The sequence below is a fragment of the Pseudoalteromonas sp. MM17-2 genome (assembly GCF_022347945.1).
GTDB classification, from domain to species: Bacteria; Pseudomonadota; Gammaproteobacteria; order Enterobacterales; family Alteromonadaceae; genus Pseudoalteromonas; species Pseudoalteromonas ruthenica.
This window is the reverse complement of the sequence record NZ_JAKRFV010000004.1, coordinates 62,836-81,118: the sequence shown is the minus strand read 5'-3', so window position 1 is coordinate 81,118 and position 18,283 is coordinate 62,836. Positions and strand designations below refer to the sequence as shown.

Below are 18,283 nucleotides of genomic sequence, written 5' to 3'. Positions count from 1 at the left end.
AATGGAATTATCAATGTGGTTAGCGCTGGTAGGAATATGCTTAATGGGGGCGATGTCTCCCGGGCCCAGCTTGGCTGTAGTGCTGAAGCATTGTCTAGCCAGTGGCCGCACGGCGGGTATTATCACCGCATTGAGCCATGGTTTTGGTGTGGGTGTGTATGCCTTAATAGCGGTGTTAGGGTTGGGCGCACTTATTCATCAGTGGCCAATGTTGTACACCGCGCTCATTTATGGAGGGGCGGCTTATCTCGTATACCTCGCTATTAACAGTTGGCGCAGTAGCGCGGGAAAGCTGACCATTGAGGCAACCCAAGGGAGCTATAAAAAAGCCGCCACAGATGGCTTTGCTATCGCTTTTTTAAATCCTAAATTAGCTATTTTCTTTATCGCGTTATTTTCTCAATTCATCCCCGCAGAGCAAGTCAATACCGTGCAAGGCGCTGTTATGGTGGCAACGCCTACCGTCATTGATGCTAGTTGGTATGTGCTAGTGGCACTGTTGTGCAGCCATGGTCGATTTTTACCTGTATTGGAGCGCAATCAAGTGTTGATCAATCGCTTACTCAGTGTTGCCTTTATGGGTCTTGCGTTGATGGTGGTTGCTCGTCAGTGGCTTTGAGCACGTGAGTTTTATAAACTGCATCAAAGTCAGTGAAATAGGGGGCTAACCAAAAACGCTGAGACAGCACGTAATTGGTATTTTCCAAAACGTCTTGTTTGAGCGTTTTGTTGATGGCCGAAATAGCTTGCTCAGCGAAGCCGTCTGCAGCGCTCGCGGAGCAGCCTACTGCGCCTCTGACTAAGTCTTGTGTGAGGTTGGTTTCTAAGGCGCGGATATTGCCGTATTTCTTAGCAAAATAGCGAGCCATATACGGGTAATCAAGGGTGTAGTCGATGATGTCATGTTGTAGCATTTCGGCAATTGCACCGCTTTCGCCATCGGCGCGATAACTCAATACCGCAGGGCGGGAGTGAGCCGTTTGTTGTAGCAACGTTTGCAGCTCGCCACTAAAACGTCGCGCAGCCACTTGGCCGTAAGTAAAAGAGTCATCGGCAAACAAACTCGCCAAATTAATAGGCTGACCATGGACTTGTGTGAGTTGATCGCGCTTGCCTACCGTAGTGATAAGTGTAAAGGGAGGATACACCGCTGTGGGGATACTCAGCTTTGCAGTATGTGTATCTTTATTTCGGTGGATCATACACGGGAAGCAAACCTTTTCGCCTTCATTCATATAGCGGTGAATACGCTTTTGCGGCAATAGCAGCTTTTCATGTTCAATACCTGGCATATTGGTGATGAGCTGGTTAAGCAACTCATCACATAGCCCTGCAAAGGGATACTTTGTAGTACGAGGTAAATGGAAGGGCGGAGTCTTGCTTTGCAGCCAAATGATTTTCTCTACCGTTTGTGCCTTGGTACTCCAAGCTGTACATAAAACCAAAGTGCCAACAAGTAATTGTCGTGGCCTAAGCATAGTCTCTCCCTGTGCAGTAACGGTATTTAAAGTGTGCTCTAGGTGAGTATAGAAATTCACATGAGTCTCGCCAGTTTCTCTAAGCGGGAGATCCATGTTGTGAAGTGCGGGAACTCATCTAGACTAAAAAGACGGGTGTCCATGAGGCATAATCACTAAAGGGACGATGACAGTGACATGGTTTGAGCGCTATGGGTTAATAGTCATGCTGGCCGTTCTCACTACCCTGTTTGCGGGGGTCGGTTATTACGCATACGTGTTGGTCCAAAGCAGCGAAGCAAGTAACGCCAAACAAACAATCAATAGCCAGCTAGCGATGCGAGTTGACGACGTACAGCAGCATTTCGAATACGGGCGCAGCCAAGTTCGATTTCTTGCTAATACTCCTCCTAATCGTGGCATTATCCGCGCCCTTGATAACCAAGGCTTTGATGAACAAGATAAAACATCGCTAAGTCAATGGCGTGACCGCCTCGCGACTATATTTCGCTCCTACATTCAAGAGCACGGAGATGTGCTGCAAATTCGCTATATTTTGGCTGATAAAAATTATTCCGAATTGGTCAGGGTGGAGCTCGTCGACGACGAAATAGTACGTACACCACAGTCCCAATTACAAGCTAAAGGGGGCAGAGACTATATATCCCATAGTATGCAGCTGCAAAGCCAGCAAACCTATGTCTCTGATATCAACCTGAATCACGAGTTTGGACGCGTGCAGGAGCCTTACCAGCCGACTTATCGCATCACGCAACTGATTCATGACGAGCAGGGCCAACCCCGGGCCATATTAGTCGTCAACTATGACGCTAATGTATTGATTAATTCGATAGCACAGGGGCTTGCTCAAGGCTTAGAGTTAATTGGTATCGGCGCTCAACAGCAGTTCTTTGCTCATCCTGATACACGCTGGCTATTTGCCAATGAATTCAATGCTACCTTCGTGCCCGCGCAGCAGCAATTTGTTCGCACCAATAAACAAGAGTTGGGAATGCCGGTGTACTTAGATAAGCTTTCTGCTCAACACGTTTATGCGCAACAGCAGTCGATAACCGTTGGCAGTCCACAAACACCTATCGCCCTGAGCCTTGCACTTTACCTCAGTAAAGAAAGTCTCGCCATGGCGATAGATAGGCGCTGGCAGGTGTGGCTGGGGGTACTCATTATTCTCTATGTTATTTTGCTACTCAGTGCCCTAACGTACCACCATTTTGTTATTCGTCAGCTGACCTTGTCGCGCACGATTCGTGAATATCACACCATTTTTCAACGCACCGCAATGCCTGTGCTGCTGTTAAATAGCAAAGGGGCTGTGTGCAGTGCTAACCCGGCGGCTGAGCAGCTGTTTAACTCTGTAAATGGTTCGGAAAATCAGCACTTTGCTACATTGTTGGGCTTCGAAGAGCGACAATGCAAGCAAATTCAAGCCGCTATCGATAAGCGTGAACACCTTGATATGGAATTGGGTATCAGTAAGGCTGATGGTGAAGAACGACAAGTCAATGTTAGCGTGCTACCTGTGTACGAGCAGAAGCTGCCAACCTCTTCTGCGGTGGCAGCATTGCTGCTTTATGATCATACTACTGAGTTTAATTTACGTCGACAATTGCAGAGTATGAATGCCTCTCTCGAGGCTAAGGTAGCCGAACGCACAGAGCAACTTGAAGCGACGCGCAGGGAAGCGGAGCAAGCCAACGAAGCCAAAAGTCTATTTGTAGCCAATATGAGCCACGAGCTGCGCACCCCCATGAATGGCGTATTTGGCATGCTCAACCTGATCAAAAAAGAGCCGTTGAGCGAGCAACAAAATCATTATCTGCAATTAGCGCAGGCCAGTGCTACGAATCTAACTGGGCTGATTAACAGTGTGCTTGATATCTCTAAAATCGAAGCAGGAAAGATGGAGCTTGAAGTACAAAGTGTCAATTTAGAGGTGGTGCTCAGTGAGTTACTACAATCCAATTCCATTCGCCCAAAAGAGAAGGGGCTGCTGCTGTTATTAGATAGCAGTGGCTTGACTCAACCTACGTTTTTGGGAGACGTCACCCGTATTCGACAAATTTTTACCAACCTGCTTGGTAACGCCATTAAATTTACCGACAATGGCCATGTGTTAATCAAGGTGCAAAGTCGGCTACAAGAAGGTCAGTACCGTATTGATTTTGTTGTAGAAGATTCAGGTGTGGGTATTGAGCCAAGTAAGCTAAAAGATCTCTTTAACTCGTTTACGCAGGCGGATAATAGCATTACCCGCAAATATGGCGGCACTGGATTAGGGTTAGCTATCACTAAACAACTTGTGCAGCTGATGGGGGGCGAGATCCGTGTTGAGAGTGAGCTTGGCAAAGGATCGCGCTTTATCGGCCATATCATGTTACGCAGTGCTGAAAACCGTGCAGTAATGGCTGAGCCTTTGGCTGGGTCTTGCGCAGTTATCATCGATGAAGTGGCCATACGTAAACAGGTGCTCACGAATCATTTGCGCCAGTGGGGCGCTGAAGTAATCGACGCAGACTGGCATGATGTTGACCAACTCGCGGCTTCTGGTGATTTTCATCAGTTGTTATTGTTTGTCGACGCTACGAAACAAGGCCGAGAGGTGCAAGCGCATTTACATACCTTATTACATGCCCAGCACAGTGAAAAACTTAAAGTCATCGTCAATTGTAGTCAGTATCAAATGAATAGCGCATTTGCTGAGCAATATGACAATGTTGAGTGCCTCTCACCACCCATTTCTGCTGTGGTGTTGGCCCATATTTTGTTTTCAGCCGAAGGAGCGGAGCAGCCACTGTGTGATAGCCCACCGGTCACCGCACTCGACTTTCATTCGGTTTCAGGTGCAAAAGTGCTAGTGGTAGACGATAACGCTATTAACCAAGTGGTTGTGACTGGTGTCTTTAAGGATTTACCCATTACCCTAGTCAGTTGTGGGGATGGCAAACAAGCGTTGGATATTCTCAATGCTGACCCGCACTTTGACGTCATTTTAATGGATTGCCAAATGCCGGTGATGGATGGCTACAGTGCCAGTTTAGCGATTCGCCGAGGGGATGCGGGTGAGCATTACACCGGCATAGCGATTGTCGCGATGACTGCCAACGCCATGGCAGGGGATCGCGAGCGCTGTTTGCAAGCGGGAATGAGTGATTATATCACCAAGCCCGTTGATGCCGACCAATTGTTAGAAAAAGTCTACTATTGGCTTAGCGTCGCTAATGTGAAAAAGCGCACGCAAATAGATGTGAAATCAGAAAAGTAGCCCGTTACAGGCTACTTCCACATTAAAAGGGAGCGGGATAGGCTTTTAATACTGAGTCGATTTGCGCCAGTGCTTCGTCCTCAAGCTGAATATCAAATGCAGCAATGTTTTCCTCAAGTTGCGCCACTGTGGTTGCACCAATGATAGTGGAGGTAACCCCTTGCACTTGGTTGCACCACGCCAGGGCTAGTTGTGCCGCCGTCATATTGTGCTCTTTCGCGATAGCCTGATATTTAGCAACGGCTTCTTGCGCAAGGTGAGTGTCTCGGAACAAGCCGTTACGCTGGGCAATGGTCCAACGCGAGCCTTGTGGCCGGGCTCCACCTAAGTATTTACCACTGAGCATGCCGCCCGCTAAAGGTGACCAAGGCAAATAAGCGATGTCCTCATGGTGACACTGCTCAAGCAGATAAGGCCAATCTTTGGCATGCACTAAACTGAACTCATTTTGCATCGATACCATGGCCGGAAGCGAATACTGCTTCGCTAGATCAAGGTACTGATTTAAGCCCCAAGGCGTTTCATTTGAAAGCCCGCAGTGGCGAATTTTACCGGCACGAACACACGCATCTAAACCGTCTAAAATAGTGTGCATTTGCGCCCGCTGCGCACTTTTATCTATTTGCTGCAAATCCACCATGCCTGGCCACTGTTTACCAAAATGTGGCGAGGTGCGGTTAGGCCAATGAATTTGATACAGATCGATATGGTCGCTCTGTAAACGTTGCAACGAACCATCAACGGCACTGATGACTGACTCTTTGGTGATATCACCACCGTCGCGGACCCAAGCTAGGCCATTCCCAGCCACTTTGGTGGCAATAACCACATCCTTGCGCTTGTCGCTATGGCGGCTTAGCCAATCACCAATAATGGCCTCGGTTTTACCATAGGTTTCCGGCGTCGGGGGAACTGCATACATCTCTGCAGTATCAATAAAGTTAACGCCTTGAGCCAGTGCGTAGTTGAGTTGCTCATCGGCATCTTGCTGAGTGTTTTGCCTACCCCACGTCATACTCCCTAGGCACACCCGCGATACGTTTAAACCACTGTGACCAAGTTTTGTATAGTGCATTGAGTTATCCTTTTTCATTCGCATGCAGGAATGTACGTAAGGTATCACTCAATGGTGCTTTTTGCGATGTCTTGAAATCGAACATCACCACTCGAGCTTGACCCTCGGTAACAATGGCTTGCTGGGCACAAGAAAACACCGTGTAGTGAGTCATAAACCCTGCTTCGGCAATCTCGCTAACACTGACTCCAATGAGTAAGGTATCGGGGAAGGTAACCGGGCGCTTGTATTTACAATAGTTGTCAGCCAGTACGGGGCCTATCTTCTCTGCCTCGAGGCGATCAAACAGCCCCGCTTGCGCAAAGAAATCAATACGCGCTATTTCAAAATACTTAAAATACATACTGTTATTGACGTGTTGTAGCGCATCCATATCACCCCAGGCCACTTTAATTTCACAGGCGTGCGGAAAGCGTTCTAAAAACTGTTGTTTATCTGGCATGAGTAAATCCTTAGAGTTTTTACTCAGACTAGCACGGTAGTTTGTGCAAACAAACAACAAGCGACAAGTGTTTTATTCGTAGTAATAGAACAGAGGTTTGAGTAGTTTGATAAGCTTAATAAGTACTTTTGCTACTCAAGGGTGAGAGGTTGGTCGCTATATATTGCAGGAGCGATTGAACTTAGTTAAGGGTAATAAACAGGGCAGCAGGCTACTTTGAGCAGCCTGCCAGAGGTTACTAATAACTCTGCGTGTTAGCGCATAGTAACAAACTCTTCAGAGCCGGTGGGGTGAATGGCAACCACGGCATCAAAGTCGGCTTTGGTCGCGCCCATTTTCATAGCTACCGCAAAACCTTGGATCATCTCATCAACGGTGAAGCCAATACCATGTAAGCCGACCACTTTTTCGTCACTGCCAGCGCATACTAATTTCATTGCGCATGGTTGGCGGTGTTGGGTGACGGCGGTATACATTGCTGCAAATGTAGAGCTGTACACTTTGATATTTTCTTCGCCATATTGGTTGATGGCCTCTTGCTCGGTGAGACCAATCGTACCGATAGGCGGGTGGCTAAATACCACGGTCGGAACTAGATCATAATCCATTTTCGCATTGGGCATTTCTGGGTTGAAAAGGCGCTCAGAGAGTAAACGGCCCGCTTTAACTGCAACCGGTGTGAGTTCAATGCCGTTTTCGATAATGTCGCCAACGGCATAAACGTTTTTGGCGGTGGTATTTTGGTACTCATCGACCTTCACATAACCACTTTCGTTCACCTCTACACCGGCAGCAGCAACGTTAATAGCATCGGTGGTAGGCGTACGGCCAATAGCCCAAATTACTTCATCGACATTTTGGCTGTGGCCATTTTCAAAGTGGATAGTGAGGCTGCCATCACTTTCTTTCACTACTTCTTTAGGCGAGCATTCGGTATGTAGGGTTGGCCCTTCTTTTTTCATGACCTCCACTAACGTCTCTACCAGCATGTTGTCGAAATTGCGCAGCGGCGCATGACGGCGCACAAATAGGTGCGTTTCTGTGCCTAGGGCATGAAGTACACCGGCAATTTCTACGGCAATGTAACCAGCACCCACAACCGCAACGCGTTTAGGCTGCTCGGTGAGTTCAAAGAAGCCGTTCGAATCAATGCCATACTCGGCACCAGGAATATTTGGAATAATAGGGCGTCCGCCCACGGCAATAAGGATATGATCGGCACTGTAGTGCTCGCCATTCACCTCTACGGTATTGCTATCAACAAACTTAGCGAAACCATTAATCACAGTGACACCGTTGCTGGCTAAGTACTTGTTGTAGCCTTGGTGAATACGGCCAATATAGGCCTCACGGCTTTCTACCAGCTTACTCCAACTGAAACTCTTTAGTTCAACATCAAAACCATAATCTGGGGCGTATAGCTTAATTGCTTCTGCAACTTGGGCACCATGCCACATCGCTTTTTTAGGCACGCATCCGACATTCACACAAGTGCCACCTAAGTGAGTCGCTTCAATTAGCGCGACGTTAGCACCACGCATGGCCGCTCTATTTGCCGAGCCAATGCCGCCACTACCACCGCCAATACAAATATAATCAAAATGTTGAGCCATAATTTCTTTATTCCTATGAACTGATGTTGTCATCACTATATTGCCATACCTTAGCAGAAATAAGGCGCTGGATCTGCACTTGCATTTTCCATCATCGCCCCAAGAATGTAGGTATTAAATGATAATGAGAGATTACTATGACCAACCCGTTGATTGGCCTCGAGGGCTTACCGCCATTTTCAAAGATCAAACCCGAGCATGTGGTGCCAGCAGTGGAGCACGGTATTGAGCAGTGCAAGAAAACCATTGAGCAAGTGCTTGCTGGCAAAGACTTTACTTGGCAAGGGTTAGTGATGCCGCTGGAGGAAGCGGACGACAAGCTAAGCCGACTGTTCTCGCCCGTGTCGCATATGCACTCGGTGGTAAACTCTCAAGCTCTGCGTGAGGTGTATGACCAAGTATTACCTAAATTAAGTGAATACAGCACCTATGTGGGTCAGCACCAAGGGTTGTTTGATGCTTACACCGCTTTAGCGCAAAGCGATGAATACGCGCAGCTGTCAAGGGCACAGCAAAAAGTTATTGATAATGCCTTACGAGACTTTAAGCTCTCTGGCATTGCGTTGAATGCCAGTGATAAAAAGCGTTATGGCGAAATATCCAGCCGCTTAAGTGAGCTTGCCGCTAAGTTTGGTAATAATGTGATGGATGCCACACTGGCATGGCAAAAGCATATTACCGATGAGCAGCAACTCGCAGGCTTACCTGAATCAGCAAAGGCTTTGGCGGCGCAAACAGCGCAGAGCAAAGAGTTGGAGGGGTGGTTGTTTACGTTAGATATTCCTTCTTACCTGCCAATTATGACCCACGCCGATAACCGTGAACTTCGCCAAGAAGCCTACACCGCGTTCGTTACTCGTGCGTCCGATCAGGGCCCTAATGCCGGTGAATACGACAACAGCGCTATCATGGATGAGGAATTGGCACTGCGCCATGAATTAGCGCAGTTACTGGGTTTTGAAAACTATGCGCAAATGTCGTTGGCCACTAAAATGGCAGACTCCACTGAGCAAGTATTTGGCTTTTTGAATGATTTAGCGGAAAAGTCGAGACCACAAGCGCAAAAAGAGCTAGAGGAGCTGTGTGCCTATGCCAAAGAAAAGCACGATATTGATCAGCTCGAAGCGTGGGACTATGCCTACTACAGTGAAAAGCTAAAGCAAGAAAAGTACGCCATCAGCGACGAGCAATTACGCCCGTACTTCCCTGAAGATAAAGTCCTCAGTGGTTTATTTAAAACAGTTGAGCAACTGTTTGGTGTGCGTGTTGAAGAGCAGCAAGATATCGATACATATCATGACGATGTGCGTTTCTTCGCCATTTATGATGGCAATAACACGCTGCGCGGGCGTTTTTACCTCGATTTGTATGCCCGTGAGCACAAGCGCGGTGGCGCTTGGATGGACGACTGCATGGGCCGAAAAGTACGCTTGGGCGGGCAATTGCAAACCCCGGTCGCCTATTTAGTGTGTAACTTTAATCGCCCAATAGGAGATAAGCCGGCACTGTTTACCCACGATGAGGTGGTTACCTTGTTCCATGAATTTGGCCATGGTCTGCACCATATGTTGACTCAAGTGGATGCCGCTGCCGTTGCCGGTATAAACGGCGTGGCTTGGGATGCGGTGGAATTACCAAGTCAATTCTTAGAAAACTGGTGCTATGAGAAAGAAGCACTTGCTTTTATCTCTGGCCACTATGAAAGTGGCGAGCCCTTACCGCAAGAGCTGCTATCAAAATTGCTTGCGGCAAAGAACTACCAATCCGCTATGCAGATGGTTCGCCAGCTCGAGTTTTCGTTATTTGATTTTCATATTCATGCCGATTACAACCCCACTGCGGGCAGTGAAATTCAAATCATACTCGATAAGGTGCGCCAGCAGGTAGCCGTTATTCAGCCGCCGAGTTTCAACCGCTTCCAGCATGGTTTTGCGCATATTTTTGCCGGCGGTTACAGCGCGGGTTATTATTCTTATAAGTGGGCAGAAGTGCTCTCGGCCGATGCCTTTTCTAAATTTGAAGAAGAGGGCATTTTTAATAGCGATACCGGCCGTGCCTTTTTAACCAATATCTTGGAAAAAGGCGGCTCTGAAGAGCCAGCGGTGCTGTTTGAGCGTTTTCGTGGCCGTGCGCCAACCGTTGACGCATTGCTTAGGCACAGTGGCATCGCGGCCTAAGCCATACAACTGACAGCGCCTGCGGGCGCTGTTTGCTTTTCCTGCCCTATAAAACTCTCACTTTCTCTCGCAAAATCAGTCACTCATACTATGCTAATAGTAACTTTTCTAGGTATGCGAGTGGCCAATGGCGAAAATAGTGCTGACCATCGACGATGACAAAGTGATTCACCATTTAGTGGAAGAGGCGTTGTCTGGGGTTGCTCAGGTGATCCACGCAAAAAACGGCGAACAAGGCATACGTCAAGCGCAAAAGCACCAGCCTGATATCATTTTGCTTGATGTTGAAATGCCCAAAATGGATGGTTATGCGGTATGTAAAGAACTTAAGAATAATGAGCTTACGCAAGGCATTCCGATACTCTTTTTATCTGGTCGTGCAGATTTAGAAGAACGTATTCGCGGTTATAATGCCGGTGCTGATGACTACATCATTAAACCTTTTGCCAGTGACGAGCTGGCAGCGCGTATTGATGTCTTGTACCAATACAAACAGCGCTCTAAGGAGTTAGAACACGAAGTTAATCGCGCTCAAAGTACCGCTGAAATGGCCATGACCGACTCGGGAGATATGGGACGTGTTATGCGCTTTGTCAGTCAGTCGTTTGCTACTCATGACTTAGCGAGCTTATCGCGCAACTTTTTGGCCTTTTTTGAGCCAATGCGGCTCGACGTTGTGGTGGTGTTTTGGCACGAGGATGAGCATCAGTTCTTTGCTAACCATGGCGCAGAGTGTCCACTAGAGCAGGAGCTACTGTTGCAACAGCGCCACGGCGAGCGCTTCGTTGATTTTGACGACAACACCATTATCAATTACCCCAAAGTGTCATTATTAATAAAAAATATGCCCATTGATGACAGTGCGTTGTATGGGCGCTATAAAGATTTATTCCCACATTTATTAGAGGCCACGAACGCGAAGTTACAGGATATGGAAAACAGTGACCAAGCACTGCGCTGCGCAGCATTATTTGGTGAAGCGTTTATGGCGTTTGAAAGCCAGTTAATGAACAAGCTTGAAGCTCATGGTGAACAAGAGTTATTGCGCCTGGTCGCCACTCAAGGAGCGCAGTTACAAAGTATTCGCAATGAGCTAATTCATTATATTGAGCAGTTCGCCCAACCCCCTTCAGAACAACAGTGCAGCAGTCAAACGGATGTTGAGCTGTTTTAGGCGGGAATTTAGTCCCTGCGAATAACGAACTTTTGTTATTATGGGTGCCTTGGTGATTTCTTGGAGCGAGCTGTGCAAATCTATTGCCGAATTCCGCAGGCACAAGGCTATGTTGATACCTTAGCAACACGTTTTCAACTAGCAGAGTATAACGACAACGACACTTTTTATCTTCAGTACGATGAACTCGGCTTATCTTTGGTGAAACGGGATGAGCCAAAACTCGCGCCTATTCGTGTTGATTTCGTCAGCGGTGGCGCTGCGCACCGTCGTAAATTCGGTGGCGGCAAAGGCCAAGCGATTGCCAAAGCAGTGGGGCTAAACAAAGGCGCAATCCCCCATGTTCTTGATGCCACCGCAGGGCTAGGAAGAGACGCTTTTGTGCTGGCATCGCTTGGATGCACAGTGACTCTATTTGAACGTCACCCTGTGGTTGCTGCATTACTTGCTGATGGCTTAGAGCGGGCCTACATGGATAGCGAAATTGGCCCGTGGATGCGTGAGCGTATGCGTTTAGAGCATGGCGCGTCGCAGCAGTTACTACCCATTGTCAGTAGTGAGCAGCCTGTTGATGTCGTGTACCTTGATCCTATGTTCCCGCACCGAGAAAAGTCGGCTTTGGTAAAAAAGGAGATGCGCGTATTTCAAACCTTAGTGGGAGATGATCAAGACGCGGATGCGTTATTAGCACCGGCTCTTTCATTAGCGACAAAACGGGTTGTGGTAAAGCGCCCTGACTACGCCCCGTTTTTAGAAGATAAAACGCCTAGCACACAAATAAAAACCAAGAAGAACCGCTTTGATGTGTATGTGAATGCAGCCATGAAATAAACCAAGTCGGTGGCGCCTTCAATACCCCTATATGTGTTTTTTAATACAACTGTCATAAATAAGTAATATGCTATCCCCACTTGCATTGGTGGGGTTTTTTATGCGTGTTTCTACTTTTACTCGTTTGGTAGCACTGTTGCTCTCAACAGCCAGTTTGGTGCTTGTTGCTGTACTTTGGTGGGCATCTAAAACCTTAGTCTCTTTGGAGCAACAAAACACCCACTATGGCGCTCTTAAAAATGACATTATCATCGGCTTATCGGGTGACATCGAAGACTACTTAAGTACTGGAGATGCGCAAAATCTGGTAGATGCCAAACAGCGTATCGAAACCATTCAAAATCAATACTTACCCTCGCTGTCGGCGCAATTGCAGCAGCAGCTCAATACCCGTTTGCAAGTACTGCTCGATGGCATTGACGGCGATTATCGCGCTTTGGGTAAGCTCTCTGGAAATGAAACCGCATTATTAGATAACGCACTTCGGCAAATGGCGGGCTCGGCAACCTCGTTAATTAATTATGCCCAACAAGCACCGCAAGATAAGCGCGGCAGTGCCTCAAGGTACATTGAGTTGGCGGGGGATTATTACCAAGGCGTACTTGACTTAAGCCTCGCAACTCAAGCGTTGTACCAAGGTTATAGCGCCGACAAACAGGTAGCGGTTGAACAAGCAGTAAAACAGCTGAATGCGTTAGCGGCAGAGATTGAAAATACCGAAAACCTCGGGGTGATGAGTGAGGTAGATGAAGACGAGCTATTTTTTGGTGCTGAGCCTGAAGACCTCGCCGGCGATATCAAAGCGGAGATCCGCAGCTGGCCAAAGCGTTATCCGCGCGATTTGCAAAGTACCATTGAACAAGGTCAAATTCACCAGCAGGGCATAATGCAACTGCGTACAGAAGTAAGCAGTGTCGTTGATGTGGTTATTGATGCTGAACAGCAGCTGCGCGCGGCTCAGAATGTTCTCAAGCAACGCCTTTTAGTGGTCTTTGGCATTGCCATTGGTTTGCTATTTATTTTGGCCGCAGCGGTATATTGGTTGCAGCGCTCGCAAGTGCTGAACCCACTGCGCCAATTGCGCGACGGCTTCGCCACACTCATAGAAAGCAATGAACTTAACCCCATAGTAAGTAAAAATAGCGAAACGGAAGTAGGCGAAATTGCGGATTACTTTAACCAGCTGATTGAGCGCCAACGCAATGAAGTGCGTGAGCGCCAAGAGATGCTGCGCGTGATCAATGAGTTTATGAGTGACATGAGCGATAACCTGCAGCATATTCGCAGTGGTGCTGAGCAAACCTCAGCACATGCGTCGCACAGTCAAACCTTACTCGGTGAAGTGCAACGTATTGGCGATGATGTCAATGAGGTGAACAGCCAAGTGGCTGATAACGCCCAGCATACGCTGACCACCATGGCGCAAAGCTTAGGGTTCGCCGATGCCATGTTAGCGGCTTCGTCGACCACCGAGCAACGTATTGAGCAAGGCATGCAAAGTCTTAATCAGTTACTCGCTGGTGTTGAGGATGTCTCTAAGGTGTTGGATGTGATCAATACCATTGCCGAGCAAACAAATTTGCTGGCGCTTAATGCTGCTATCGAGTCGGCTCGTGCTGGTGAGCATGGCCGAGGGTTTGCTGTAGTGGCCGATGAGGTGCGTAAACTGGCGCAGCAAACACAAGCTTCTTTGGGCGATATTCACGCCCAACTCAATAGTTTAAGTGCTAATTCGCAGCGCGTGTCACAACACATTGGCGAGTTGGCAACGCAAGCGCAAGCACAAACAGACAACGCCGAAGAGCTTAAGCGTAACGCCGAAGATATCTCTCAAAGCGCAGAGCATGCTAACCAAGTGGCGGCGCAAGCAACCGACTATGCGCATCGCCAGCGTGATATGCTGATTGAATTCGAGCGCTCCATGCACGATATGCAAACGCAAATTAGCGCCTCGGATACCCGGGTTAAAGATATTCATCTGAGCTTGCAGCAACAAATGCAAAGTATTCGTGCTAGCCTGGGGCTTGATAATCAATCGGCTTAACCCCCTTTAAAAGAGGAAATAAATAATGATAGCCCAAGGCCAAGCGCTCCCTTCTGCCACTTTTTCCCTCCTTGATGAGCAAGGAATGACCAACCCCAGCACAGAGCAGCTTTTTGCTGGCAAAAAGGTTGTACTGTTTGCTGTGCCAGGCGCGTTTACCCCCACTTGCTCGGCAAAGCACCTTCCTGGCTTTATTGCTCATCAAGCGCAGTTTAGCAGCAAAGGTGTAGACAGCATCATCTGTTTATCGGTGAATGATGCCTTTGTCATGAAAGCCTGGGGTGAGCACCAAGGTGCGCAGGGGATCACCATGCTAGCTGATGGTGATGCCAGTTTCACCAAGGTCATTGGCTTGGACAAAGACACCGCTGGTTTTGGTGGCATACGCTCGAAACGTTATGCCATGGTGGTTGACGATGGGGTGGTGACGCAGTTATTTGTTGAGCAAGATAAACAATTTGGCGTTTCAAGCGCAGAGCAGGTTCTGGCGAATCTGTAAAACACGTGATAATGCATAAAAAAGGGCCGCAATTGCGGCCCTTGGTGTTTTCGTAGGGTTTGTTTACGGGTTGTACTGTGCGTTTAGCGTAACGCCAGAGAAGGTCTGGTACGCATTAATGCTAATGTGCCAAGTACCTGCTTGTGGGTTACTGAAACTACAGCTTTCATTGTTTCCTGATTTATAAGGACGGCAATCGTAGCTGCTGCTTGTTGGTTGTGAGCCAAAGCGCACGAAAAGGTCACCATCACCTGTGCCACCCGACATATCAATGTCTAGTGTGCTCATACCTGCAGGGACTTCTAGGGTGTAATGTTTCCATTGGCCAGAGCTTGCAGAGATGTCTGTAACGCTGCCGCCGCCACCTTCGCCAGTGCTGCCACCTGAGGTAGTTAGCTCACCTAGTAGGCTGGCATTGTTGTAGCTGCTATAACCACGTAGCATCACGTAGTAAGTGCCTGCTGCTGGGTTATCAATGCTACATACTTCGTTGTTACCACTTTCGTATGGACGACAGTCATAGCTTGAAGTTGTTGGGGCGCTACCTGCTTTCACATACATGTCGAGGTCACCGCTGCCACCGCTGGTGGTGAAGGTCACGTTCGACGCACCTGAAGGCACGGTCATTGTGAAGGTGGTTTCAGAACCTTGCGCACCACTTAGGCCTGTTTCTGCTTGGCCAGGAGTAAGCTCATTATCGCCACTTGGTGGTGGTGTCGTGGTGCCGCCTGCTTCGGCAACCGCTGCTGCTGCATCGATGATACCGGTACCGCAGTTATTACAAGTTGCACCAAAAGACTTGGTGGTTGCTTTAAGAATATTTTCAATTTCATCTGGCGTAGCAGCAGGTTTTGCTTCTTTGATCAAGGCAGCAACACCGGCAACATGCGGCGCAGCCATTGAAGTGCCTTGAGAGTAGGCGTAGTTGTCGCTACCCGGTGAAGTTGAACCACTGTTTAGAGTTGAAAGAATCCCTTCAGGGTCGTTTGCAAAGCTTTGCGCACCACCAGGGGCTGCAACATCGATGTTGCTGCCGTAGTTTGAATAGTATGCACGACCACCGTCACGACCTACCGCAGCGACGTTGATAACGCCGTTACAGTTACCTGGGTTGTAGTTGGCAGAGTTGTCGTTATCGTTACCAGCTGCCACTACAATAGCCGTGCCGTTAGCGCGTGCTTGGTTAATCGCATTTTGCGTAGTTGAACTACAAGAGCCTGAACCACCTAAGCTCATGTTGATAACATCAGCGGGGTTAGCGTTTGCAGGCACACCTGATACACTGCCACCAGACGCCCATACGATTGCATCAGCAATATCAGACGTTAAACCACCACATTTACCAAGAACACGAACCGGAACGATGTTGGCGTCATAAGCAACACCCGTTACACCTTCACCATTATTGGCAACGGCTGCAACCGTTCCTGCTACGTGTGTACCGTGCCAGCTAGAGCCTTGTGCGCCATGAGTGTAGCCACACTCGTTGGCGGTGATCGCATCACCTGGATCGCGTGCATCATTGTCACGACCGCCGCCATCGTTAGCAACAAAGGTGTCGGAGATCATGTCATAACCAGCAAGAAGGTTAGCAGCTAAATCGGCATGCGGGCGATAACCTGTATCAAGCACGGCCACAGTGACCCCCGCGCCTGTTGCGCTATCCCATGCACTAGGCAAGTTAATACCAGCTGTTTGCTCGAAATAATGCCACTGATCGCTATAGCGTGGATCGCTCGGCGTAGCAAATGGTTGTAGCATTTGGTCAATTTCGATGTATTCGATTTCACCGCTCGACGCCATGCTTTGCATAAACTGCTGAGCTTCTTGGGCGCTTAACTTTTTGTCTGTACGAATAACGTGGTGGTCTTGCATGGCCATTTCACGCACGTATTGAGCGCGAGCGAGGCCTTTATTCTTAAAGTTGTTTACAAACTTTTGCGCACGAAGATTGGCATTTGCCGCTGTAGCAGGGCTGTTAACACCGAATTCAGGTACATTTTTGTATTTTATGATGAATTGAGTACCTAGGGACGATTGGCCTTGCAGTTTGGCTTGTGTTTGCGCCATGGTTGCTTGGGCTGGTACAGAAACTTCTTGAAGATCATTTGCTAAGGCTGAAGTGGTGCTTAGCGCCATTGGAATTGCCAAGGCTAAAACGGTTTTCTTGACGCTCAATGAGCGAGGGGTTTTTGTGGTTGTCATAAGGTATCCCTTTTGTTGAATTTTTACATTTGATCTGGATCAAATGAGGGTACAATCGTAAAGATACTGTGAACATTGTTAAAATAATATTTTGAAATAAAACTGGTACAAAAAGTTATATCAAGCCGTATAAGTGGGTAAAGTTGCTGTCGCTGAGTTGTATTCAGCTGTTATAATGCCGCTTTATGTTGATGTGGGTTTAAGTGATGCAACAAGTCGATGTACTGGTTATAGGCGCTGGCGCTGCGGGGCTTATGTGCGCTGCACAAGCAGGGTATCGTGGGCGCAATGTGGTGGTCGTCGACATGGGCAAAAAGCCCGGACGTAAGATTCTTATCAGCGGCGGCGGGCGTTGCAACTTTACCAACGAGCATGCCAGTGCTCATAACTATTTATGCAATAATTCCCACTTCGTTAAATCCTGTCTCAGTCGCTACACTCAGCATGATTTTATCGACTTAGTCGAGCGCCATGGCCTGGCATATCACCACAAAACTATGGGGCAGTTATTTTGCGATAACAGTGCGCAAGATATTGTCGATATCCTTATGACCGAATGTCAGTGGGCGGGCGTTCAAGTGCAGCTGCGCAGTGAAGTCATCAGTGTTGAAAAAGCGCAGCAGGGCTATGTGGTCACCACCAGTACGCAAACCTATGCGTGTGAATCTCTGGTCGTAGCATCTGGCGGCCTAACCATGCCGAAACTGGGCGCGACGCCAATAGGCTATAAAATTGCTGAACAATTCGGCTTAAAGGTGTTACCGACTATGGCGGCCTTAGTGCCTTTTACGTTGCACCAGCACGATAAAGACCGCTTTGATGGTCTCTCTGGGATTAGTGTGGAGTGTGAAGTCAGCAGTGAGTGCAACACGCAGTTTCGAGAAAATATACTCTTTACCCATCGCGGTTTGTCGGGCCCCGCTATTTTACAAATAAGCTCGTTTTGGCGTGCCGGCCAAGCGGTGACTATTAACCTTTTACCCGATCTGAGTGTTGAGCAATGGTTAGATCAGCAGCGTCAAGATAACCCGCAGAAGTCGCTAAAAAATGCCTTGGCCACCATCTTACCGAAGCGATTTGTGGAGATGTTACACGAGACGAATGCCATTGCTGATTGTAATGTAAACCAGTTAAGCCACAGCCAGATAAACGAGTTAGGCAACTACCTTCACCGCTGGCAGATTAAGCCCAACGGCACCGAAGGTTATCGCACCGCCGAAGTCACCCTAGGCGGAGTGGACACCGACGAACTTAGCTCGAAAACCTTCGAAGCAAAGCAAAGCCCAGGGCTTTTCTTTATCGGCGAAGTCACCGACGTCACCGGCTGGCTCGGCGGCTATAATTTCCAATATGCGTGGAGCTGCGGCTGGGCCTGCGGCCAGGCGTGTTGATATAGTTTTGACGAATCTAAACAGAGATTTTTGGAATTAAACAGAGAAAACTGTAATTAAACAGAGAATTACTACCCATATTTGCACAGCAT

13 protein-coding genes are annotated in these 18,283 nt (G+C 48.2%); 8 read left to right on the top strand and 5 right to left on the bottom strand.

Annotated elements, in window-relative coordinates:
• The first annotated feature begins 1 nt into the window (after position 1).
• Positions 2-619, top strand: a complete 618-nt coding sequence (locus MHM93_RS05085; RefSeq protein WP_239448255.1) for a LysE family translocator — start codon at positions 2-4, stop codon at positions 617-619.
• On the opposite strand, the gene MHM93_RS05080 is transcribed toward MHM93_RS05085, so the two are convergent.
• Positions 576-1,478, bottom strand: a complete 903-nt coding sequence (locus tag MHM93_RS05080; protein WP_239448254.1) for an ABC transporter substrate-binding protein — start codon at positions 1,476-1,478, stop codon at positions 576-578. The two genes, MHM93_RS05085 and MHM93_RS05080, sit on opposite strands and share 44 nt — an antisense overlap.
• A 172-nt stretch (positions 1,479-1,650) precedes the next feature.
• Between MHM93_RS05080 and MHM93_RS19430 the strand changes: the two genes are divergently transcribed.
• Positions 1,651-4,740: an ATP-binding protein gene (locus tag MHM93_RS19430; RefSeq protein WP_239448253.1), complete on the top strand. Its 3,090-nt coding sequence runs from the start codon at positions 1,651-1,653 to the stop codon at positions 4,738-4,740.
• 22 nt (positions 4,741-4,762) lie between these two features.
• Here the strand turns inward: MHM93_RS19430 and MHM93_RS05070 are convergent, their stop codons facing one another.
• The 3 genes from MHM93_RS05070 to gorA all read right to left on the bottom strand — a co-directional run bounded on the left by MHM93_RS05070 (position 4,763) and on the right by gorA (position 7,870).
• Positions 4,763-5,815 carry an aldo/keto reductase gene (locus tag MHM93_RS05070; RefSeq protein WP_239448252.1) on the bottom strand — a complete coding sequence of 351 codons (1,053 nt, stop codon included), beginning with the start codon at positions 5,813-5,815 and terminating at the stop codon, positions 4,763-4,765.
• 4 nt (positions 5,816-5,819) lie between these two features.
• Positions 5,820-6,257: a thioesterase family protein gene (locus tag MHM93_RS05065; protein ID WP_022944255.1), complete on the bottom strand. Its 438-nt coding sequence runs from the start codon at positions 6,255-6,257 to the stop codon at positions 5,820-5,822.
• A 254-nt stretch (positions 6,258-6,511) separates the two neighbouring features.
• Complete coding sequence (gene gorA / locus MHM93_RS05060) at positions 6,512-7,870, bottom strand: glutathione-disulfide reductase (protein ID WP_022944254.1); 1,359 nt, start codon at positions 7,868-7,870, stop codon at positions 6,512-6,514.
• A 137-nt stretch (positions 7,871-8,007) separates the two neighbouring features.
• On the opposite strand from gorA, the gene prlC reads away from it, so the two are divergent.
• The 5 genes from prlC to MHM93_RS05035 all read left to right on the top strand — a co-directional run bounded on the left by prlC (position 8,008) and on the right by MHM93_RS05035 (position 14,595).
• A complete protein-coding gene (gene prlC / locus MHM93_RS05055) occupies positions 8,008-10,047 on the top strand; it encodes an oligopeptidase A (protein WP_138548501.1) in 2,040 nt (679 codons plus the stop codon).
• Positions 10,048-10,174: 127 nt separating this feature from the next.
• Positions 10,175-11,221: a response regulator gene (locus MHM93_RS05050; protein WP_239448251.1), complete on the top strand. Its 1,047-nt coding sequence runs from the start codon at positions 10,175-10,177 to the stop codon at positions 11,219-11,221.
• Between the two features lie 72 nt (positions 11,222-11,293).
• The gene (locus tag MHM93_RS05045; protein ID WP_239448250.1) at positions 11,294-12,052 is read left to right on the top strand and encodes a class I SAM-dependent methyltransferase; all 759 of its coding nucleotides are present in this window, start codon (positions 11,294-11,296) and stop codon (positions 12,050-12,052) included.
• A gap of 100 nt (positions 12,053-12,152) precedes the next feature.
• Entirely contained in the window at positions 12,153-14,096 is a 1,944-nt protein-coding gene (locus MHM93_RS05040) for a methyl-accepting chemotaxis protein (protein ID WP_239448249.1), read from the top strand.
• A gap of 25 nt (positions 14,097-14,121) precedes the next feature.
• Entirely contained in the window at positions 14,122-14,595 is a 474-nt protein-coding gene (locus tag MHM93_RS05035; RefSeq protein ID WP_239448248.1) for a peroxiredoxin, read from the top strand.
• A gap of 63 nt (positions 14,596-14,658) precedes the next feature.
• Here the strand turns inward: MHM93_RS05035 and MHM93_RS05030 are convergent, their stop codons facing one another.
• Positions 14,659-16,800, bottom strand: a complete 2,142-nt coding sequence (locus tag MHM93_RS05030) for a S8 family peptidase (protein ID WP_053911468.1) — start codon at positions 16,798-16,800, stop codon at positions 14,659-14,661.
• A gap of 206 nt (positions 16,801-17,006) precedes the next feature.
• On the opposite strand from MHM93_RS05030, the gene MHM93_RS05025 reads away from it, so the two are divergent.
• On the top strand, positions 17,007-18,191 hold the full coding sequence (locus MHM93_RS05025) for an NAD(P)/FAD-dependent oxidoreductase (protein ID WP_239448247.1): 1,185 nt from the start codon (positions 17,007-17,009) through the stop codon (positions 18,189-18,191).
• Positions 18,192-18,283: the final 92 nt, after the last annotated feature.

Coding starts and splice junctions, on each gene's coding strand:
- MHM93_RS05085 (WP_239448255.1), top strand. CDS start 2: ATGGAATTATCAATGTGGTTAGCGCTGGTAGGAATATGCTTAATGGGG.
- MHM93_RS05080 (WP_239448254.1), bottom strand. CDS start 1,478: ATGCTTAGGCCACGACAATTACTTGTTGGCACTTTGGTTTTATGTACA.
- MHM93_RS05070 (WP_239448252.1), bottom strand. CDS start 5,815: ATGCACTATACAAAACTTGGTCACAGTGGTTTAAACGTATCGCGGGTG.
- MHM93_RS05065 (WP_022944255.1), bottom strand. CDS start 6,257: ATGCCAGATAAACAACAGTTTTTAGAACGCTTTCCGCACGCCTGTGAA.
- gorA (WP_022944254.1), bottom strand. CDS start 7,870: ATGGCTCAACATTTTGATTATATTTGTATTGGCGGTGGTAGTGGCGGC.
- prlC (WP_138548501.1), top strand. CDS start 8,008: ATGACCAACCCGTTGATTGGCCTCGAGGGCTTACCGCCATTTTCAAAG.
- MHM93_RS05050 (WP_239448251.1), top strand. CDS start 10,175: ATGGCGAAAATAGTGCTGACCATCGACGATGACAAAGTGATTCACCAT.
- MHM93_RS05040 (WP_239448249.1), top strand. CDS start 12,153: ATGCGTGTTTCTACTTTTACTCGTTTGGTAGCACTGTTGCTCTCAACA.
- MHM93_RS05035 (WP_239448248.1), top strand. CDS start 14,122: ATGATAGCCCAAGGCCAAGCGCTCCCTTCTGCCACTTTTTCCCTCCTT.
- MHM93_RS05030 (WP_053911468.1), bottom strand. CDS start 16,800: ATGACAACCACAAAAACCCCTCGCTCATTGAGCGTCAAGAAAACCGTT.
- MHM93_RS05025 (WP_239448247.1), top strand. CDS start 17,007: ATGCAACAAGTCGATGTACTGGTTATAGGCGCTGGCGCTGCGGGGCTT.